The organism is Streptomyces albipurpureus (assembly GCF_023701525.1).
GTDB lineage: Bacteria > Actinomycetota > Actinomycetes > Streptomycetales > Streptomycetaceae > Streptomyces > Streptomyces albipurpureus.
Map to the genome: position 1 here is coordinate 16,900 of NZ_JAMQAW010000025.1, position 17,009 is coordinate 33,908.

The 17,009-nt window shown below is 67.6% G+C and carries 16 protein-coding genes and 2 pseudogenes; 7 read left to right on the top strand and 11 right to left on the bottom strand.

The window, feature by feature from the left end; all coding sequences use genetic code 11:
* Positions 1-16 precede the first annotated feature (16 nt).
* A pseudogene (locus tag NBG84_RS19655) lies at positions 17-457 on the top strand (ISAzo13-like element transposase-related protein); the annotation flags it as partial.
* Between the two features lie 531 nt (positions 458-988).
* On the opposite strand, the gene NBG84_RS19660 reads toward NBG84_RS19655, so the two are convergent.
* The 4 genes from NBG84_RS19660 to NBG84_RS40700 all read right to left on the bottom strand — a co-directional run bounded on the left by NBG84_RS19660 (position 989) and on the right by NBG84_RS40700 (position 5,195).
* Entirely contained in the window at positions 989-1,723 is a 735-nt protein-coding gene (locus NBG84_RS19660; RefSeq protein WP_250920829.1) for an LmbU family transcriptional regulator, read from the bottom strand.
* Between the two features lie 1,114 nt (positions 1,724-2,837).
* The gene (locus NBG84_RS19665) at positions 2,838-3,800 is read right to left on the bottom strand and encodes an NAD-dependent epimerase/dehydratase family protein (RefSeq protein ID WP_250920830.1); all 963 of its coding nucleotides are present in this window, start codon (positions 3,798-3,800) and stop codon (positions 2,838-2,840) included.
* 205 nt (positions 3,801-4,005) lie between these two features.
* Positions 4,006-4,779 carry a class I SAM-dependent methyltransferase gene (locus NBG84_RS19670; protein WP_250920831.1) on the bottom strand — a complete coding sequence of 258 codons (774 nt, stop codon included), beginning with the start codon at positions 4,777-4,779 and terminating at the stop codon, positions 4,006-4,008.
* Positions 4,780-5,066: 287 nt separating this feature from the next.
* A complete protein-coding gene (locus tag NBG84_RS40700) occupies positions 5,067-5,195 on the bottom strand; it encodes a hypothetical protein (RefSeq protein ID WP_285367178.1) in 129 nt (42 codons plus the stop codon).
* Between the two features lie 800 nt (positions 5,196-5,995).
* Here NBG84_RS40700 and NBG84_RS19675 point away from each other — a divergent pair.
* Entirely contained in the window at positions 5,996-7,426 is a 1,431-nt protein-coding gene (locus NBG84_RS19675) for an NDP-hexose 2,3-dehydratase family protein (RefSeq protein ID WP_250920832.1), read from the top strand.
* The gene (locus NBG84_RS19680) at positions 7,423-8,433 is read left to right on the top strand and encodes an aldo/keto reductase (protein WP_250920833.1); all 1,011 of its coding nucleotides are present in this window, start codon (positions 7,423-7,425) and stop codon (positions 8,431-8,433) included. Before NBG84_RS19675 ends, NBG84_RS19680 begins: the two co-directional genes overlap by 4 nt.
* Positions 8,434-8,777: 344 nt before the next feature.
* Here the strand turns inward: NBG84_RS19680 and NBG84_RS19685 are convergent, their stop codons facing one another.
* Complete coding sequence (locus NBG84_RS19685; RefSeq protein ID WP_250920834.1) at positions 8,778-9,374, bottom strand: dTDP-4-dehydrorhamnose 3,5-epimerase family protein; 597 nt, start codon at positions 9,372-9,374, stop codon at positions 8,778-8,780.
* Positions 9,375-10,161: 787 nt separating this feature from the next.
* On the opposite strand from NBG84_RS19685, the gene NBG84_RS19690 reads away from it, so the two are divergent.
* Together NBG84_RS19690 and NBG84_RS19695 are read left to right on the top strand one after the other, a co-directional pair.
* Entirely contained in the window at positions 10,162-10,470 is a 309-nt protein-coding gene (locus NBG84_RS19690; RefSeq protein WP_250920835.1) for a chaplin family protein, read from the top strand.
* A gap of 19 nt (positions 10,471-10,489) precedes the next feature.
* A complete protein-coding gene (locus tag NBG84_RS19695) occupies positions 10,490-11,761 on the top strand; it encodes a tetratricopeptide repeat protein (protein WP_250920836.1) in 1,272 nt (423 codons plus the stop codon).
* A gap of 91 nt (positions 11,762-11,852) precedes the next feature.
* On the opposite strand, the pseudogene NBG84_RS19700 reads toward NBG84_RS19695, so the two are convergent.
* The 5 genes and pseudogenes from NBG84_RS19700 to NBG84_RS19720 form a co-directional block, all read right to left on the bottom strand.
* Positions 11,853-12,002: pseudogene (locus NBG84_RS19700) on the bottom strand (cation:proton antiporter); the annotation flags it as partial.
* Positions 12,003-12,031: 29 nt separating this feature from the next.
* Positions 12,032-12,469, bottom strand: coding sequence for a hypothetical protein (locus NBG84_RS19705; protein ID WP_250920837.1), 438 nt, complete (start codon positions 12,467-12,469; stop codon positions 12,032-12,034).
* Between the two features lie 144 nt (positions 12,470-12,613).
* Entirely contained in the window at positions 12,614-12,796 is a 183-nt protein-coding gene (locus NBG84_RS19710; protein ID WP_250920838.1) for a hypothetical protein, read from the bottom strand.
* Positions 12,797-13,116: 320 nt separating this feature from the next.
* On the bottom strand, positions 13,117-13,776 hold the full coding sequence (locus NBG84_RS19715) for a response regulator (protein WP_250920839.1): 660 nt from the start codon (positions 13,774-13,776) through the stop codon (positions 13,117-13,119).
* 2 nt (positions 13,777-13,778) lie between these two features.
* A complete protein-coding gene (locus NBG84_RS19720) occupies positions 13,779-14,759 on the bottom strand; it encodes a sensor histidine kinase (protein WP_250920840.1) in 981 nt (326 codons plus the stop codon).
* A 440-nt stretch (positions 14,760-15,199) separates the two neighbouring features.
* On the opposite strand from NBG84_RS19720, the gene NBG84_RS19725 reads away from it, so the two are divergent.
* Complete coding sequence (locus tag NBG84_RS19725) at positions 15,200-15,481, top strand: DUF3040 domain-containing protein (protein WP_250920841.1); 282 nt, start codon at positions 15,200-15,202, stop codon at positions 15,479-15,481.
* Positions 15,482-15,906: 425 nt separating this feature from the next.
* On the opposite strand, the gene NBG84_RS19730 is transcribed toward NBG84_RS19725, so the two are convergent.
* Positions 15,907-16,704, bottom strand: coding sequence for a class I SAM-dependent methyltransferase (locus tag NBG84_RS19730; RefSeq protein WP_250921091.1), 798 nt, complete (start codon positions 16,702-16,704; stop codon positions 15,907-15,909).
* 93 nt (positions 16,705-16,797) lie between these two features.
* Here NBG84_RS19730 and NBG84_RS19735 point away from each other — a divergent pair, with 93 nt between their 5' ends.
* Positions 16,798-16,950, top strand: a complete 153-nt coding sequence (locus tag NBG84_RS19735; protein WP_250920842.1) for a hypothetical protein — start codon at positions 16,798-16,800, stop codon at positions 16,948-16,950.
* The last annotated feature ends 59 nt before the right edge of the window (positions 16,951-17,009 follow it).

The following is a 17,009-nucleotide window of genomic DNA, read 5'->3' on the forward strand; positions in this document are numbered from 1 at the left end:
CCAGCGGCTCTGGGGCGCCGAGGAGTGTGAGCCGCTGCTCGTTCCGGCGTTGCTGGCACTGGTCGAGCCGGACGAGCGGGGCGATCGGAAGTCACCGCCGCGGTGGACGACGATGCCGCCGCGGTCTCTGACCGGGCAGCTGACGCGGCAGGGTCACGCCGCGTCGGCACCGACCGTGGGCAGGCTGCTGCGGGACGACGGTTTCAGTCCGCAGGGCGGTACCCATCCCCTTGAGGGCGCCCAGCACCTCGACCGGGACGTACGGTTCAGACACATCAGCGAACCGACGGCGGACACAGGCTGGGTGTACGTCAGTACGGATGACAACACGGCGGCCTCCGCGGTGGAGACGATCCGCCGTCGGTGGCAGGCGCGCGGCTGCCTCCGCTGTCCGCGGGCCAGACCTCTGCTGATCACTGCCGATGCCGGCGGCTCCCATGGTTACCGAACCCTGGCCGCCGACTGGCGGACGCCGCGTCAACAGGACTCCGTGACCCGACGCGACGGGGCACGCGGCCCCGGACACCGGCGGGCAGGCCGTGGTGGACATCGACGGCGTGAACGACGCAACCCCGACGCACCCTCACCAGCCTGGAAGCCGGCGTCCGCCCGGCGCACCAGCCGGGCCTCGGCCTGCTCACACCCCACCAGATGCCGCGACGCCCCATCAGAGCTACTGATGGCCCGTCACAACGGATCGCGTCCAGAAAACCAAGTTGAATTCAGAATCGCCGTCAATTGATTGAGGAATCACTCGGCCATGCGGCGAGAAAGATGCCGCGTTATCCTGTTCTACTTCAGTGCGGCTCGGTAATGCGAAGTGCGGACGGCAAGGGCGGCAGCGGCCAAAGATGGGGGCAGTGAGACCTTCCCGGGGTATTTCGCTGGTTCAGGGAAAGTCGCCGCGTTCACCCGGTGCGCAGTTTTGGCGTGAAGGGCTAACTCGGGGAGTCAATCCGCGATCGGCTCAACCGAGGCTGCGGACGCCTCACCCTGTCTGCCGCAGCTGGGGATCGTCACGCTCGCCGGTCGCCTCTGCCGCAGCCACAAGGATTTGGGCTGCCCAGGCTTCGACATTGAGGCCAAGTCTGTTGGCCGTCGCTCGGCAGAACTCAAGACAATCCGCCGGGACCGATACTTTGAGCGAAATAGTGCCGTCGGGTGAAGACGCACCCGTTTCCTCGACGCTACGCCCCTTGTTCAGTTCTCGGACATTCTGATCTGCACCAGATCTTCGGTCGTTGCTGGTGTCACGTTCCAGCAGGCTCGCTCTCACCTCGCGGCGTAACCGCTTTGCGGACCACATATGCTCTTCCGCCTTGAGCAGCCAGAAGTCCTGTTCGTGTTCTGCGAGAGCCCCTACCTCAGCATGGTGGGTGAAACTCAGCGTGTCCCGTCGACGAGACACGGGAAAGCGCCGGGCTACCCACGCATGATTTCTTAACGTTTGATAATCTAACGACGTCAGTTCGATCGCATCGCGGTATCTGCCGCTGAATTTGGCCTCGCCGTACACCAGCCAGTCCCCAAGACACCACGACGAGCCGGACATTACGTTGGAGAGATAGCCACCGATCCCTACCCACTTTTCGAACGCCATCCGATCGGGAAGGAGGAGGCCTCTTCTCGTAACAAATGCCGTGCTGTCGAAAGTGGCGCGCAGGTCCCTTTCGCGCTTCTCTAGGTTCTTTCGGGCTCGGACAGACGGGTCCCCGTTCACCATACGTCTCCTTAGGTCGCGACGTGGGTCACCTGAAGAGAATCGAACCAACTGGAACCTAACATGCCGGACTACAAAGGCAACAGGTTCGCCAAATAACGAACGAAATCTATACGCGCGCGTAATGAGAGAATGGTTGCGGACGCTGCTCGTGGTGGCTCTGCATCCCGCATGCGACCGCACGTTGTCAAGACCGCCTCACAAATGAGGGGCCCTCACCCCGAGGTTTAGGTGTAGTCGCCTGACGCCTCTTTCGTGATCATGTAAGTCCGAGAAGAATGAGGGCCTGGCGGCGCCGCGAGGCATGACCTCGACGGCGGTGTGGTCGTCCGGACGAGGCGGGGGGGTATCGATGGCGAGATCGCGTCAGCTCACCACGCTACGGAGTGCGGAGCCGGTTCGCAGCTGGGAAGCGTCGTCAGTGAACGTCACGTCTGCTCTGCAGCGTTGAAGGAGGGAGGGGATGGAGGCGTCAGCGATCCACCCGCCGGCAAGGATGTCGCCCCGCCAGGGCCGCGCACACGGTCGGCGCGAGCACGACGAGCAGAGTGTGCCGCACTCCGGCGGACCACCGGGATCGGGCACTTGGGCCAGGCGCTCCAGCAGGCCCAGGATCTCCCCCGGGGTATGCCCCAGGACGCTCACGGAGCAGCGCGCCGCCGCAGAAAGCCCCCAGCAAAGAATGAGGACCATCCGGTGCCGGCACGGCAAGGTCCGGCGATCCATGGGAAAGCTCCTGGAGAAATCCTCCAAAGAGCCGCGGATATCACACGGCATGGGTCTCGAAGTGGCGCGGAGATTCCGAACACCAAAGGCTTCCACACCGCTCCGCTAGCGGCGGACGCGTGGGAGTGGGCATCGGTTTCACCGGGCAGTTCGCGACCGTGGACGAAGTACTCAGCGGTCGGGAGAACCTGGCGCTGATCACCCGGATACGGCGGCTCACGCCCGGGCAGGATCACAGACGGCCTCCTCGACCGCTCATCGCAGGCTGACGCCGCCTCGCGGAGAGTGTTGACGTACGCCTTCGCCATGGGCCCACCGCCGCGAGGTTGCCTGAACCCGTGCTGCCTTGGCCCGTGTTCCGCACACGGCCAAGGCTCTCGCGATCCGACGGTCAGGACATCCCGGCACCTGGCGTTGATCCGCCAGGCGGCACGGCCGCCCTCCACTGGTCGCGCAGGGAGTCCGGGAGGCAGATCGTGTGCGTCCAGCCGAGGAGAGCGTGGGCACGGCGTACGTCCACCTTCGCCCAGGCGCCGCTACCTCCCCGGCTTCCCGGCATGGTCGCCACGTGCATCCGGACTCGGCGCCGGGGGAAGCGGGCAGCTCTGGTCATCATCTGCGCCACGGTCGGCACGGCGTGTACTTCCCCTCGGCCGATATTGATCACGAGACCGGCGACCGGTGCCGTAGCGGCTCGTACGACGGCATCGGCGACATCTCGGATATCGATGAAGTCGCGCATGTCCGGAGTGACCGCCAGGTCCAATGGGCTTCCAGGAGGCAGTTGATGGAGCTGCTCGATCAAAGTGCCGAGAAAGCTGGCGGCCGGTGCGTTCGGCCCGCACACGTTGCTGATCCGGAGGACCACGCCATCGGTCCGGCCCTCGGCGGCGGCTGCCAGCACAGATCTGCTGCCGAGCAGCTTGGTCCGTCCATACGGGGCCGACGGCCGTTCAGGATGGTCCTCGTCCGCGGCGTCGCGCGGGGAGATCTCACCGTACTCATGCACGGAACCAAGGTGCACCAGCCGGGTATGCGGCGGCACAAGTCGTAGCAGCCGTTCCACCAGGACCGTGTGCGCGTGCATCATCTGGTCCGGTGTGCCGCGCCAGCCGGCACCTGCCGCGTTGACAACGACATCGCTGTTGGCCACGAGCCGGTCAAGCGCTCGGTTGTCGTTGTCGAGGAGGTCTGCGCGGAGCAGCCGGGCACCTGGGACCACTGGAGCCTCGTGCCGGGCCACGGCGGTGACGTGGGACGCACCCGCGCGCAGCAGCGCCGCGCAGATAGGCCGGCCCAGAGAGCCGGTGCCGCCGATCACGACCGCTGAACGCCCTTGTGTATCCCGGTTCACGGCACACCGCCTGTCAGCACTGAACTGCCCCCGGCTTCGTTGCGGCTCGCCGCCCGATGGCGCCTCGCGGCGGCGTCACATCCCGCTCCGGCCGCGAGGCATGGCCTCGATGGCGGTGGCGGGGCTTCCCTGTCTTCGCACGCTGTTCGGACAGCCTCGCGGCCACCTGGCCTTCCATGGGCCCTCTCGCGCCCCGCGAACAGCCTCACTCGCCCCATTTCATATAGATCACGGGCTGCTCGCGGAAGGGGAGTTGATGCAAGGTCAGGTTTTCGAGGCCCAGTGTCTCGCGGATCGCGGCGGTCACGCCGGGCCACCGGGGATGTCCGAGTTCATCGAAGGCGACGATGCTTCCCTTGACGAGGTGGGGACGGATCGCCTGGAGCACATCGCGGGTCGGTTCGTAGAGGTCGAGATCGAAGAAGGCCATCCCGATGACCGTCTCCGGGTTCTCCTCCAGATAGCGCGGGACCGTCTCCCGGACGTCTCCCTGGACCACGAAGGTCCGCTGAACGTGCGGGATGGGGTCGCCCGACTCGTGCGCGGCTAGGACCTCACGCAGGTGGTCCACCTCGTTGTCGGGGACGGCGAATCTGCCAACGGCCGCGCTCGGGCTCACCTGGTCGATCTTGGAGAGGCCGGGGAATCCGGTGAAGGTGTCGAAGCCGATGATCCGACGGAAGGAGTTGTACGGCTCGTGAAGGCCACGAAGCGCGGCGAGGGTGGCGAGATGGCGTCCATGCAGGACACCGAACTCCATGATCACGCCGGGGATCCCCGTGAGCATCCGGTAGAGCATGTCCATCGTCAGCAGATCGGCGAGCTGATGGCGTCGTAGATAGACCGGGAGGTTGTCGATCAGATACACGGGCGGAATGGGTGTCTCTGTCAGCAGTTTGGTGAGCCGTTCCCGCACCTCCTTCTCCTGCGCCGACTCGTGTGGCAGGAGCCGCGGATTCTTGTACTCGGGATCGGTCATGCGGTCTTCCCTTCTCGACGAAGCCAAGGCCGTCGAAGCAACACTGGGGAGAGTGCGTGTCGAACCGTGTCAAATCCGACTCGGGCAGGGATACCTCCAGGCCATCGTTCGCGCCGCCGACATGTGCTGTCGCCCGCCCCAAGGCCGGTGACCGGTGCGTTGTTCCAGGATGGGGCGGCCGACTGCCCCGAACCGCGGCAACACGGCACCACCGGCCCACCGTGACGGCCTTGCCGGGCTTCAGTCGAGCGTCAGTGGGGGCTGCTCGGTCAGCAGCCGCAATCTGTTCAGCTGGGGGTGGGCGCCTCGACGGAGGCCAGGTTCTCACGAAACCGCAGCACGGTCCCATGGCGGTAGTCGGTGTTGCGTCCAGGCCGCGCCGCGGCGGCAACCAGCGATCCCGCGGAATCGACCATGCGCGGCCCTGGGCAGTTACGGACCCGAGAACGCTGTGCGGCGGCCCCGCTCGTCCCCACCCGCAGATGGCCTCCGTTGCGGGGACCGTTGGGGTCGTCGTAGCCACTCAAGGCAGCGCTGAGGCACGTGGGGTATCTTCTGCCAGGCATGACGGTGGGACCGCGGCGTGCCCCGTCCGGATACGGCGTCACCCCGCGCGCAGTCCCTGCGAGCGTGTCCCGTCGGCGGGACACACACGAGGTCCGCCCCCTGGGCCGCCTGACAGCCGCGCCGGACAATGAACGCGTCGGAGGGCCACCAGAGCCCAACTGCTCGACCGAGCGAGCCCTCCCGCATATCTGACAGGCCGGTGACGGTACGCACGGCGAACAACGTGCGAGGGAACAACACGACTTCATGTGCGGGGTGCGGGCACGAACGCAACGACTCCCCGGGGTCCCGCGGCGGTGGGATCTTCTCAGGCTTCAGTACACCTCTCGATGAGGAAGTGATTCCACATCCGCTCCATCGCAGTGTCCACCCGTTCGGTGATCCGAATCTGCTGGGTTCGGCGGGCCGGCGCCGGTTGCGCGCCTGCCGGAACAGCGCGGGCCGCAGTGGGCTCTACGGAGGATCCGCCATCGCTTGAGGCGGGCGAGGACTCAAGGCCGGGGACCCCGCGCCTGTCCGTCGGGGCGGAAGAAGGCCGCGCTCTGAAAGAGGCGGCGCCTTCCGCCGTTTCAACGCGTGAGCCCGGCAGGCCGATCACGGTCCTCCCACGCCGCGTGAGGTCCGCTTGGTGATCGAGACAGGAGGAACGATGAGCACTGCGCCTGCTGCGCCGCCGATCCCGGTTCCCTCGGCGCGCAGCCGCCCGGCGGCACGGCGGCTCGCCGAGTCAGCACTCACGGTGCCCGGCCTGGCGGCATTCGAGCAGACCGTGAGGGACACCCGGGAACACGTCCTCACCGTCGCCGAGCTGGTGCCGCTGCACCAGCTGCACGGCTGGCACTACGACGAGGGCACGGGCTTCATCGCCCACGAGAGCGGGCGCTTCTTCTCCGTCGAAGGCCTCCAGGTGGAGACCCAGAGCCCACTGACTACGTGGGGCCAGCCCATAGTCAACCAGCCGGAAACCGGCATCCTGGGGTTGCTGGTGAAGGAGATCGACGGGATTCTGCACTTCCTCATGCAGCTCAAGGCGGAGCCGGGTAACCGCAATGGCCTCCAGCTCTCCCCCACCGTCCAGGCGACATGGAGCAACTACACGGGCGTCCACGGCGGATTGCCCGTGCCCTATCTGGAGTTCTTCCAGGACCCCGCGCGGCGGCGGGTCATCGCTGACGCGCGCCAGTCCGAGCAGGGATCGAGGTTCCTGCGCAAGCGGAACCGGAACATGATCGTGGAGACCGAGGAGCCGGTCGAGGCGCGGAACGGATTCGTGTGGCTCACGCTGGGGCAGATACACCGGCTGCTGGCCACCGAGGACCTGGTGAACATGTGCACCCGGTCCGTGCTCGCCTGCCTCCCCCTGGGGGACGGTGCCTCGGCCAGGAACGAGGGTTTTGGAGCGGCACTGGCGCGTTCGCTGGCGCGGGGCGGCCCTGAGTTGCACCCGTTGGTGAACGTACTGAGCTGGATCACCGAGGCCAGGACGCGTTCCGAGACGCGCACACGCACCGTCTCGCTGGACGCGCTCACGGACTGGGAGTTCACCGGCGGACGCATAAGGCACCGGGCCGGGCGGCACTTCGATGTGATCGGGGTGCGGGTGAAGGCCGTAAGCCGGGAGGTCGGGCAGTGGTGGCAACCCATGATCCGGGCCCAGTCCACGCAACTTGCCGCTCTTCTCGTCACCCATGTGCGCGGTGTGCTGCATGTACTCATGCAGTTGCGGGCCGAGCCGGGACTGACCGACGCCGCGGAACTGGCGCCCACGGTTCAGTGCACTCCGGACGACTGCGCCCAGCTGCCGCCCGTGGAGCGACCGCCCTTCCTCGACCTGGTCCAGAACGCCCGAACCGCCGACATCCGCTTCGATACCGTCCTTTCCGACGAGGGCGGGCGTTTCTACCACACCGGCAGTCGGCACCTGGTGGTCGAGACCGGGTGGCTGCCGGAACCACCGGATTTCCGATGGCTGACGCTGGGTCAGCTGGAGGAGCTGACCCAGCACAGCCATTATGTGAACATACAGGCCCGCAGTGTGCTGGCCTGTCTGCGATCACTGTTCCACGGAGGCGACCGATGAGCACCACGAGCGGTGACGATCGGCTCTACACGCGGTTGGGCCGTACCGCACTGCGGGTCAGCCGTGTCTGCCTGGGCACGGTCAACTTCGGGGGGCGGGTGGAGGAGCCCGAGGCCCGGGAGTTGATGGACCACGCGGTCGACAGCGGGATCAGCTTCGTCGACACCGCGAACATGTACGGCTGGCGCGAGTACAAGGGCTACACGGAGGAGGTCATCGGCAGGTGGCTGGCCTCACGTGCGTCACTGCGCGACCAGGTGGTGCTGGCCACCAAGGTGGGTAATCCCATGAGTGAAGGCCTCAACGAGCAGGGGCTGTCCGCCCGGCATATCGTCGCCGCCTGCGAGGCTTCGCTACGCCGGCTGGGCACCGAGTGGATCGACCTGTACCAGATGCACCACGTGGACCGGGAAGCCGGCTGGGACGAGGTGTGGCAGGCCATGGAGCTCCTGGTACAGCAGGGCAAGGTGCGCTACGTGGGCTCGTCCAACTTCGCCGGCTGGGACATCGCCGCGGCGCAGGAGGCGGCGAAGGCACGGCACTTCCTGGGGGTTGTGTCCGAGCAGTGTCTCTACAACCTCGCCGTGCGCCATCCGGAGCTGGAACTGATCCCCGCGGCACGCGCGTACGGAGTGGCCGTCCTGCCCTGGTCCCCCCTGCACGGCGGGCTGCTCAGCGGTGTGCTCCGCAAGACTGCCGAGGGTCGTGCGGTCAAGTCGGGACAGGGACGTTCGGCGGCGGCGCTGGAGAAGACGCGCGGCACGATCGAGCAGTACGAGCGGCTGTGCGCGGATTTCGGACGGGACCCGGCGCAGGTGGGCCTCGCCTGGGTGATGTCCCGGCCGGGGGTGACATCCACGGTCATCGGGCCGCGCACACCGGGCCATGTCAAGGACGCGCTGGAGGCGTTGGAGTCGCCCCTGTCGGATGAGGAGACGACCCGACTGGAGGAGTTGTTCCCGCCGATCGGCCGGGGCGGGGCGGCCCCGGACGCGTGGCTCACATGACCGTACCGACAAGTGCACATCCCGGAGCGGGGAAGAGCCCACGCCTGCCCGACCAGGTTGGGATGCCGACGCGTCGGCCGGTGCCTGGGGTAGGCAGCCGGCGATCAGTCCAGCTCGATACCGTCAACGCGGGCTGTGGACGACACCCCCCGCGACGCGCCGTACGCGCGTACCCCGCACCAGGCTGTGCGCGGGGGCGGATTTGTTCCGCTTCGGTGTCGCCGTCGGCTGATCGCTGCGACGGTCGGCGGCCGCGCGCTGACGGGCGAGTCATGCGGTGCCCGCGCTTCGCCGATCCCGGAAGCACGCAGGACGGTGGTCAGCACGGGCTGCTCCCCAAGGGATCACAGGGAGCCGTCGATACGTCGCGCTTCGGCGTACACGGGAAGCAGGCCCTGCTCGTCGAGTTCCTTCAGGGTGGGTGCCGCGCGGTCCCGCCCGGACAGCACCGGGTCCAGCCCGTCCGGGAGGGGCAGCGCGAGCTCGGGGTCGAGCGGGGACAGCGCGAGCTCGTCGGCGGGGACGTAGTCGCCGGAGATCAGGTAGGAGATGAGGGTGTCGTCGCGGAGGGCGGCGAAGCCGTGCCCGACCCCGACGGGAATGTACAGCGCCCGCATGGTCGAACCGCTCAACCGGGTGGTGTCCCAACGGCCGAAGGTAGGGGATCCCTTCCGTAGGTCCACGACGAAGTCCTGTACCTCGCCCGCAAGACAGCACACGTACTTGGCCTTGCCGGGCGGGCACCGGGTGAAGTGGATGCCGCGCACCGTGCCGCGCTGCGAGGTGCTGTAGCTGAGCTGGGTGACGGAGAAGACGCTCCCGCCGGCGTGCGCGGTGAGTGCTTCCTGGATGAAGGGGGAGACAAACATTCCGCGCTGGTCGCGGTGGATCTCCGGGGAGAACTCGACGACGCCTTCCACATTGAGTTGCCGTGCGTACACGTGGTCTCCTCAGCTCGGCGGCAGGGTTGTCGGGCCGCGGCCCGCCGGTGATGTGCGGGACGGGTGCGCGAACATCGCGAGCGTCATATCCGGTACCAGGCCCGCCATGCGGACGGAGTATCGGTCGAGCCACGACTCCGCTCGCGCAGAGAGCGGAATGGGCTCGGACGACCGGTCCGTGAGAGGCTGCCGCGGCGAGCCCTCCGAGGTCGGTACGGGCCGGTGCGTGGCACAAGGTACGAGCCTCCCTCAAGGCGCTCGAACTGCCAGCGGACGCGGCCACCGGGGTGGACCGCTGGTATGCCGAGGACCCATCGGCGTCGCTCGGCGGTACGTATGGGGCACACCGGTACTCCAGGGCTGCGCCGGGGAGTTCGGCGCTGTCACCGTAGTACGGCGCGTTGGCCGCGATCCAGTGTGTGGGCGTCCCGCTGCCGAGGGCCAGGAGTGACTGTTTGTGTGTCGCGAGTGCTGGAGGGCAGTCGAGCTGGTCCGCACCAGTGGTGCCCCCGGCCCGCGCCTACGGCATCAGCGGCGACGAGGCCCTTGGGATACGCCCGCAGACGAGTCACAGGGGGCGATCAGACTGTCGGACCGGCGGCTCCAGCACCTACTGCTCAGCGGCGGGAACTACTGGCCGGCTCAGCCTCTCTCGGTGAGGCCGGCCAGTGATCGCGTGTCGGCAGCCTGGTTCCCTCGTTGAGAGGAGTGCGGCTCAGGTTCGTCGAGCCGGGCACGGTCGGCACGGGCACCGAGACACGGTCCCTGGTGACGGAGGAGGATGGCGATGGGCGTGGAGACGCGGGGTGCGGGCGGTGGTGCGGGGCGTGCGGGTGTGCGGGCCGCCGTGCTGGGTGCGGTGGCCGGGGCGGCCCTGCTTCCGGCGGGCGCAGCTCATGCGAGCGTCATCGGGATCGGAAACGCGGCGTTCGGCAACACCTGTGTCAACCAGGGCAGTGCCCGGGCCGCGGGTGCCACAGTGGCCGGGAGCGGGGTCGCGAGTGGCAACCAGGCCGGTCTGCCGTTGAGCCTGCCGCGCAACCAATGCGGCAACAGCGGCATCGTCTGCACTGCCCTGTTCGGGTCGAGCGTGTGAACGGCCCGGTGAGCGGCAGGTGACCGGGCAGCCGACGCTGAGCGGGGCAGCGCAGGGCACCTCGCTGGAGGAGCCCGCGGTGGCTGAACTGCTGGCCCTGAGCGGCCGGGCACTGCCCCTGCTGCGGGAGTGGGTGGCCTCGGACCCGGGCTGCGGTGTGGCGCGGGCGCTACTGATGTTGGCGACCGGTGATCACCTGGACGACACCACGCTCAAGGAGCAGTTGGCGATCGCCCACCGGGACGCGCGGGGTGTCGGGGAGTGGCAGGCGAGTCTGGTGTACGGGGTCTTCCTCCACACCCACCGGCAGTACCGGCTGACCGCCGACCACCTGGTGGGGCACTTCGCCCGCTGGCCCGCCGATGAGACGGCGGGGCTCATGCTGGGAGCCTTCTCCTCGTGCGGCGACGACGCCTACCGTGCGCGTGGCGACGCCCTGGTGGAGCGTCAATGCGCACTGGCCGGCCCGGACAGTTGGCCGTGGGTTGGCTGGTTGGCGTCGACCAGAGCGGAGCAGGGCGAGGTGCGGGAAGCGCACGCGCTGGCCGAGCGGGCGCTAGCGCTGTATCCCCGCTCGGGGGTGGCAGCGCATGCCCTCGCGCACGCCGAACACGAGTTGGGGGCCGGACCCGCCTCCACCGACTTCCTGGACCAGTGGCTGGCGGGGGACCCGCAGGCGGTGCAGTCGCGGCACTTGAGCTGGCACGCGGCGCTCCAGTCGATCGCCTGTGGTGACTTCCCGGACGCGCGCCGGCGGGCGGACAGGGCGCTGGCGCGTACCGATGTCGGCATGCGGGCCGCGACGAACTGGCGTCTGCTGCTTGTCGGCCAGGCACCGGCAGGTCGTAGTGATCCGGAGCAGGTTCGGGAACTCCTCGCCGCGCCAGGTGGGATGGCGGAGGTCTTCCACACCTTCAGTCTCGCCCTGGCTCTGGCCGTGGAGGCCGCCACCGACGACCTGCACACCTTGGCCCGACGGGCCGCCACCGACGTACGCCCCGACTACCGCGACGTTCTGGCCCCCGTGATCCAGGCGCTGGCGGAGGTCACCGCCGGCCGCCCCCGCGCGGCCGTGGACCTGTTGAACGGCCTGGGCGAGAAGGCGGAGCGGATCGGTGGGGTGCGAGTCGAACGAGAGATCATTCAGGACACTCTCGCCCGTGCTCTGGTCGACGCGGGGGAACACGACCGCGCGGCCGCCCTGTTGCGCCACCGCACCACCACCCGTGCACACCACGCGTACGAAGATCTCCTTCTCACACCTACCGCATCAACAGCGCCCGCTCCGTAAGTGTGCCTTCTGACGCAGGTGTGAAATGGCACGGGTGACTGAGTTGAGAAGGTGCGACGTCCGCACGAGGGGTTCGGACCGAGCATCATCGGGGAACGCGGTCGGACTGACCGAACGCGAGCCCGGCCAGCAGATAGAGGGGGATGGGAGAGAAGCCCACCCGTCCAGCGAGCCGTCCGAGCAGGCCGAGGGCGAGAATGATCGCCCCGAGTTCAATGAGCAAGGCAGTGGTGTTGTGCACAGATGTCTATCCTCTGGTAATCGGTTCGGTCATGGCGTCAACGCCTTTCCAGCACCGACCACGCTCAGGGGTGTCGGCACCGGCGAAACGGAGTACGGCACGAGGCAAGGGGACGGCTGGCCGTCCGGTGCTGTCACGGTCGACGCCTCGGTACGGGTGCGAGCTTGAGTGGAGCCGAGCGTGCCATCGACGTACGGCGAGTTCTCGGCGGCATCGAGGTGGCCTGAGTGAGCAGGTAGATCACAAGGTGTTGGGGGTGGGGCGATCGGGTAGGGCGCCCATTGCTTGGCCAAGACGTTGAACCCGGGTAGCACGAGTACGGCAGAGTCGTTGGAGTCGCGGGCCTCGGAGTCGTGGTACGCCGGAGAACGCCGCCTGTCGTGGTAGGCGCCTGCTCCGGACGGCTCAGTGGTACGGAGGGGGATGGCGGGCTCCATGGCGTACTCCAGGGGCGCGGACGTGGACATGCGGACATCACCTGCTGGCGCATCGGGCTGGTCCGTGCGTGGGCTAGCGGCAGTTCACTGGGTTCCTGCTGGTCGCGGCCATCGACGGGGGAGTCTGCTGACAGCGTGCCAACGGCTCATGCGGTGAGAACGAGGCGATCAGCCTCAGACGGAAAGGAAGGCCAGCCGGGCGGGTGACGAGGAGTGGCAGTCGACTTCGTCGGTATCCGGCACGCTGTCGCGAGCAGGTGTCTCGACGCGCACGGCCCAAGGCGTTGGCGAAACCGGGAAGGCAACGCGGACGATTCCGGTCATGGACAGGCACAGGGCAGACGTGTCTCGATCCATGCCGTGTCCTCCCCCGACGGTCCGGCATCCCCAGCGGTAGGCCCCAACTCGGGGATGAACAGACATCCGCTGTATGGAGCATGTTGCTTCGATCGGGATTCTAGCGCAGGGCAAACCAAGGCAAACAGCACTAACTTCACTATAGGGAAGGAAATCCGAGTGCACTGTGGTGTGCGGAGCGTGAACTCCCGGGTGTCTGAAACAGTGTTCGGCGCGATGGCAACCGTGACGGTCTCGACCTTCTGACTGACATCGGTGGTGCTGACGCAGCACGGGTCCCGGTCATCCACCGACGTCCTTCAGCGAGGCGCGGTGGGATGCTAAGGCTCGATCAGACCGACGCGGATGGCGTAGCGGGTGAGCTCCAGCCGGTCCTTGAGCCCAAGCTTCTGCAGCAAATTGGCCCGGTGCCGTTCCACCGTCTTCACACTGATGACGAGGATGCTGGCGATCTCCTTGGAGGTATGCCCTTCCGCGACGAGTTTGAGGATCTCCTCCTCACGGTCGGTGATGGCCTTGGCCGGGAGTGTCCCGCCTTCCCGGGCGTGGTTGAGATAGCTGCGGATGAGCGTGTTGATGGCTCCGGGATACAGGAACGGCTCATCGCGCATGGCGGCACGGCAGGCTTCGACGAGATCGCGGTCGGCGACGGACTTCAACACATAGCCGACGGCGCCCGCTTTGAGCGCTTCAAAGAGGTACTGCTCGTTGTCGTACATGGTCAGAATGAGGATGCGCAGGTCCGGCTGGAGGCGGGAGAGCTCGCGCGCCGTTTGGAGCCCGGTCAGGCGTGGCATGGCAATGTCAAGAATTGCCAGGTCCGGGCGTTCCTCACACGCCATGCCGATGGCCTCGGCACCATCGCTGGCCTCGGCGACAACGGTCAGATCGGGTTCGCTGTCCAGGATGAGCCGCACTCCGCGGCGTACGAGTGCGTGGTCATCGGCGAGAAGAATGCGGGTCTTGGCCTTCCCGGGCATGGTCAGTCGCTTCCGTTTCGGGTGTTCTCGGCTTCCTCGGTGTTCCCGAAGGGGGTCACAAGGCGCACATCCGTACCGCCCCCGGGCCCGGGGTCAAGGTGCAACTCGGCCCCGATGAGCAGGGCGCGCTCTCGCATACCGCGGATGCCCGCGCCTTCCGGAGCACCCTGAAGCCCCTGCCCATCGTCGCGGATCCGCAGTTCCACTCCGGTGGAGACACGGCGGAGTGAGAGCTCAACGCGGGTGGCGCGAGCGTGGCGGATCGTATTGGTGAGGCTCTCCTGGGCGACTCGGTAGAGCACCAGCTCGACGTCCTTCCCCAAGTCAGGCAAGTCCGTCTGGAGTTGGCGGCGGGCAGTGAGCCCTCCATGGGTCGGCAGCTCATTGATGAGGGATCTGAGTGCGCTGACCAGACCCAACTCATCGAGGACACCGGGCCGGAGCCTGCGCGCAATCCGACGAATCTCATCGAGACTGCTCCGGGTCGTCTCCTGGACCTGGCGCAGTTCGGTCCGTACGGCTGCCGGGGCCTGGTCCGCGACTCTCTTCAGTTCGAGGAGAACAGCGGTGAGGGTCTGCCCCACTTCATCATGCAGTTCCTGAGCGATGCGTCGGCGTTCCGCTTCCTGCGCGGACAGGGCTCGGGCGTTGCTGGTGGCCCGTTCGGCCTCCAGACGGTCGAGCATGCTGTTGAAGGTCGTGATCAGGTCGGCGATCTCCCCATGCCCGACAGCAGCCGGCCGGGGACCCGGCCGCAGTAGGTCGAGCGTGGCCATGGTCCGGGCGAGACGCTGGAGCGGGGAGAGCCCAAGTCGCAGCAGTGCGGCGTTGGCAATCAGCATGACGGCCAGACCAGCGCTCAGAATCAGCGCTTCGGCGAGTACGACCGGTGTGGACACGGTTACGGGTCCCAGAAGCAAGAGGGCGGCGGCCACGGTGAGCACCGCGGCATTCAGTAGGAAGATCCGCCAGAACAAGGTCACAGTGATGCGCCCTCCTTTCCCTGTCGATGTCTCCACTATCGCTCCTACCAGGGGCAACGGCTCCGCCGCCCCCTGCCCTACCCTCCAGTGGGCGGCCTGGCCGGCGTGTCGGCCCACGCTATCTCGCCCACTGGGGCGCATCGCCCAGGCCCGACCCCGCACGCCCTGCGGCCTACATGCTCGCCCTGACGGAAATGGGTGCCACCACGGATGGTGTCCGTCGTCGACCTGGCAGATGGTAGGGACCAGCGGCCCAGTCGGCACCGGCGTCACCCCACGAAGCTGTTCCGCGGAGATGTCGCACCGGATGCCATGTGTCCAGACAGGCTGGGAGCACGACCAGAGCCGCTCGGAGCACAGCTGGACAAGGCATCGATGGGCGGCCTGCTTCGTGGCGCGGTTCCCAGGCCCAGGCCGCCCGAGCACAGGGAGGAGGCGCCATGGCCAGGAGTGGGAACGACCCTCTCCATGACCTCGCCCATCGGATGAGGAACGATGATCCGCGGTTCGCCCGGGCGATGGAACGCGGACAGCCCCGCCGGCCCCGGGAGTACCGGCGTAGGTCAGCTTGGCTGCTGCTCAGCGTCGCCGTCGTGCTGTTCGGTGTGGGGATGGGCATCGCTGATGGGCTGCTGATCGCATCCGGTGTGGTGGCAGCGGGTGCCGCCGGCCACCTTTTCGATCCTCAACTCGACCGCCCCGGTCAGCAGTCACGGCGATAGCTCCACGCCTGCCGGCAGGTACTGGACGTTGTGTGGGGAGACGGCTGGACCCACCCAGCACACTCGCCAATACAGCACTTCGATCCGTGCGCGCCCACAGGCCTGCTGGGCCGATGAGGAGGTGAACTCGCCAGGCCCCTCAGCTGACGATGACTCAGACAATCCCCGGTGTGGGCAGGTCAACTGGGCTCCCGCGCCTGTGTTGGCGCTGGCCACGAGCCCGTCGGCTGACTGCCGGTGGTGTCGGGCTTGCGGCGCAGCCGGCTGACGACCCACTCGACGACGTTCGAGCAGCGGGCTGATGCGTTTGCGTGGCGTCCGCGCCGATGGGCTCGGTACTCGCTTGGCCGCTAGTGCCGCTACTCCCCCGCGCCTCACCATGTCACCTCGTACCGCTGGATCGAAGTGGCACGGGCGGATGGGGTTCAGACGAGGGCGCCTGCCTTGAGGTGGGCGACGGCATAGGGGCGGGAGCCCAGGGTGATCAGGCGGAAGATGCCTGCCGCGGCCCGGTGGAGGGGACTGATGCGTTCCATCACCGGGTGTTCGGCGACCAGGTGCCAGCCGGGTGCGGTCGCGGCGAGGCGGTGGCCGTTGGCGGCGCCGGAGCGGAAGCGCGCACCGGTCGCCCTGACGATGGGGTGACGGTCACTGAGGGCGAGGCGGGGGTGGAAGTAGTCGCCTGCGAGCTCGGCGCCGGGCCCAAAGGCCGTCCGACAGGAGTCGAGGAAGAAGCGCAGCCCGTCCGGTTCGAAGTACATCAGCAGCCCTTCGGCGATGACGAGTACGGGCCGATCGGAGGTCTCCGTGGTGAGAGCGTCATACCAGCCGGGTTCGGTGACGGACGCGGCAAACAGCGTGACGGGGTCCTCGGGCAGCAGTGCGCGCCGCAGCTGGATCACTTCGGGCAGATCCGCGCCGAGCCAGGTGAGGGATGCCGGAGTGTGCTCGCGAAGGCGCTGGGCACGGGTGTCGAGGCCGATGCCCGCGGACAGGACGACCCCTTGGGGACAACGGGCGGCGAACGCTGTGGTGATGGCGTCAAGGGCGATCGCCCGGTGGACCGACCCAACAGCGTTGCCCCGGTCAGTGAGGACTTCCGGGGGCCGATAGCCAGTTTGAGCCAGGAGACGAGCGGCGATCGGGTCGCGAAAGGCAGTGCCGGGCAGTAGATCGGTGGCGTGCGCGCGACCGTACAGTGGCGTCAACAGGGTGGCGGACACCCCGCTCAAGCCGTGGACAGGAGCATCGTCCGAAGACTCGGCAGGGATGAATTTAGGTAAGCCTAAGTACCAGACGGGTGTCAAGGGATGTTTGTGGGAGTCGATGATTCCCGGCCGCTCGGGAGCGGTCGGCTGCTCTGGTCCACTGTGTGGGACATCTACCCGGAGATCGTGCTGGGTTCGGTGGGTACGGCGGTGACCGATGGGAACCTCACCCCTCCCTTCGGTCACCGCCGTCACGGCTGATCTGCCCTCACCCCGCAGGTGGGGTGAGGCGACCCACAACTCCAGCGGCCCGGTGCTGC

Coding starts and splice junctions, on each gene's coding strand:
- NBG84_RS19710 (WP_250920838.1), bottom strand. CDS start 12,796: ATGGATCGAGACACGTCTGCCCTGTGCCTGTCCATGACCGGAATCGTC.
- NBG84_RS19690 (WP_250920835.1), top strand. CDS start 10,162: ATGGGCGTGGAGACGCGGGGTGCGGGCGGTGGTGCGGGGCGTGCGGGT.
- NBG84_RS19705 (WP_250920837.1), bottom strand. CDS start 12,469: ATGTCCACGTCCGCGCCCCTGGAGTACGCCATGGAGCCCGCCATCCCC.
- NBG84_RS19725 (WP_250920841.1), top strand. CDS start 15,200: ATGGCCAGGAGTGGGAACGACCCTCTCCATGACCTCGCCCATCGGATG.
- NBG84_RS19680 (WP_250920833.1), top strand. CDS start 7,423: ATGAGCACCACGAGCGGTGACGATCGGCTCTACACGCGGTTGGGCCGT.
- NBG84_RS19675 (WP_250920832.1), top strand. CDS start 5,996: ATGAGCACTGCGCCTGCTGCGCCGCCGATCCCGGTTCCCTCGGCGCGC.
- NBG84_RS19715 (WP_250920839.1), bottom strand. CDS start 13,776: ATGCCCGGGAAGGCCAAGACCCGCATTCTTCTCGCCGATGACCACGCA.
- NBG84_RS19670 (WP_250920831.1), bottom strand. CDS start 4,779: ATGACCGATCCCGAGTACAAGAATCCGCGGCTCCTGCCACACGAGTCG.
- NBG84_RS40700 (WP_285367178.1), bottom strand. CDS start 5,195: ATGGTCGATTCCGCGGGATCGCTGGTTGCCGCCGCGGCGCGGCCTGGA.
- NBG84_RS19660 (WP_250920829.1), bottom strand. CDS start 1,723: ATGGTGAACGGGGACCCGTCTGTCCGAGCCCGAAAGAACCTAGAGAAG.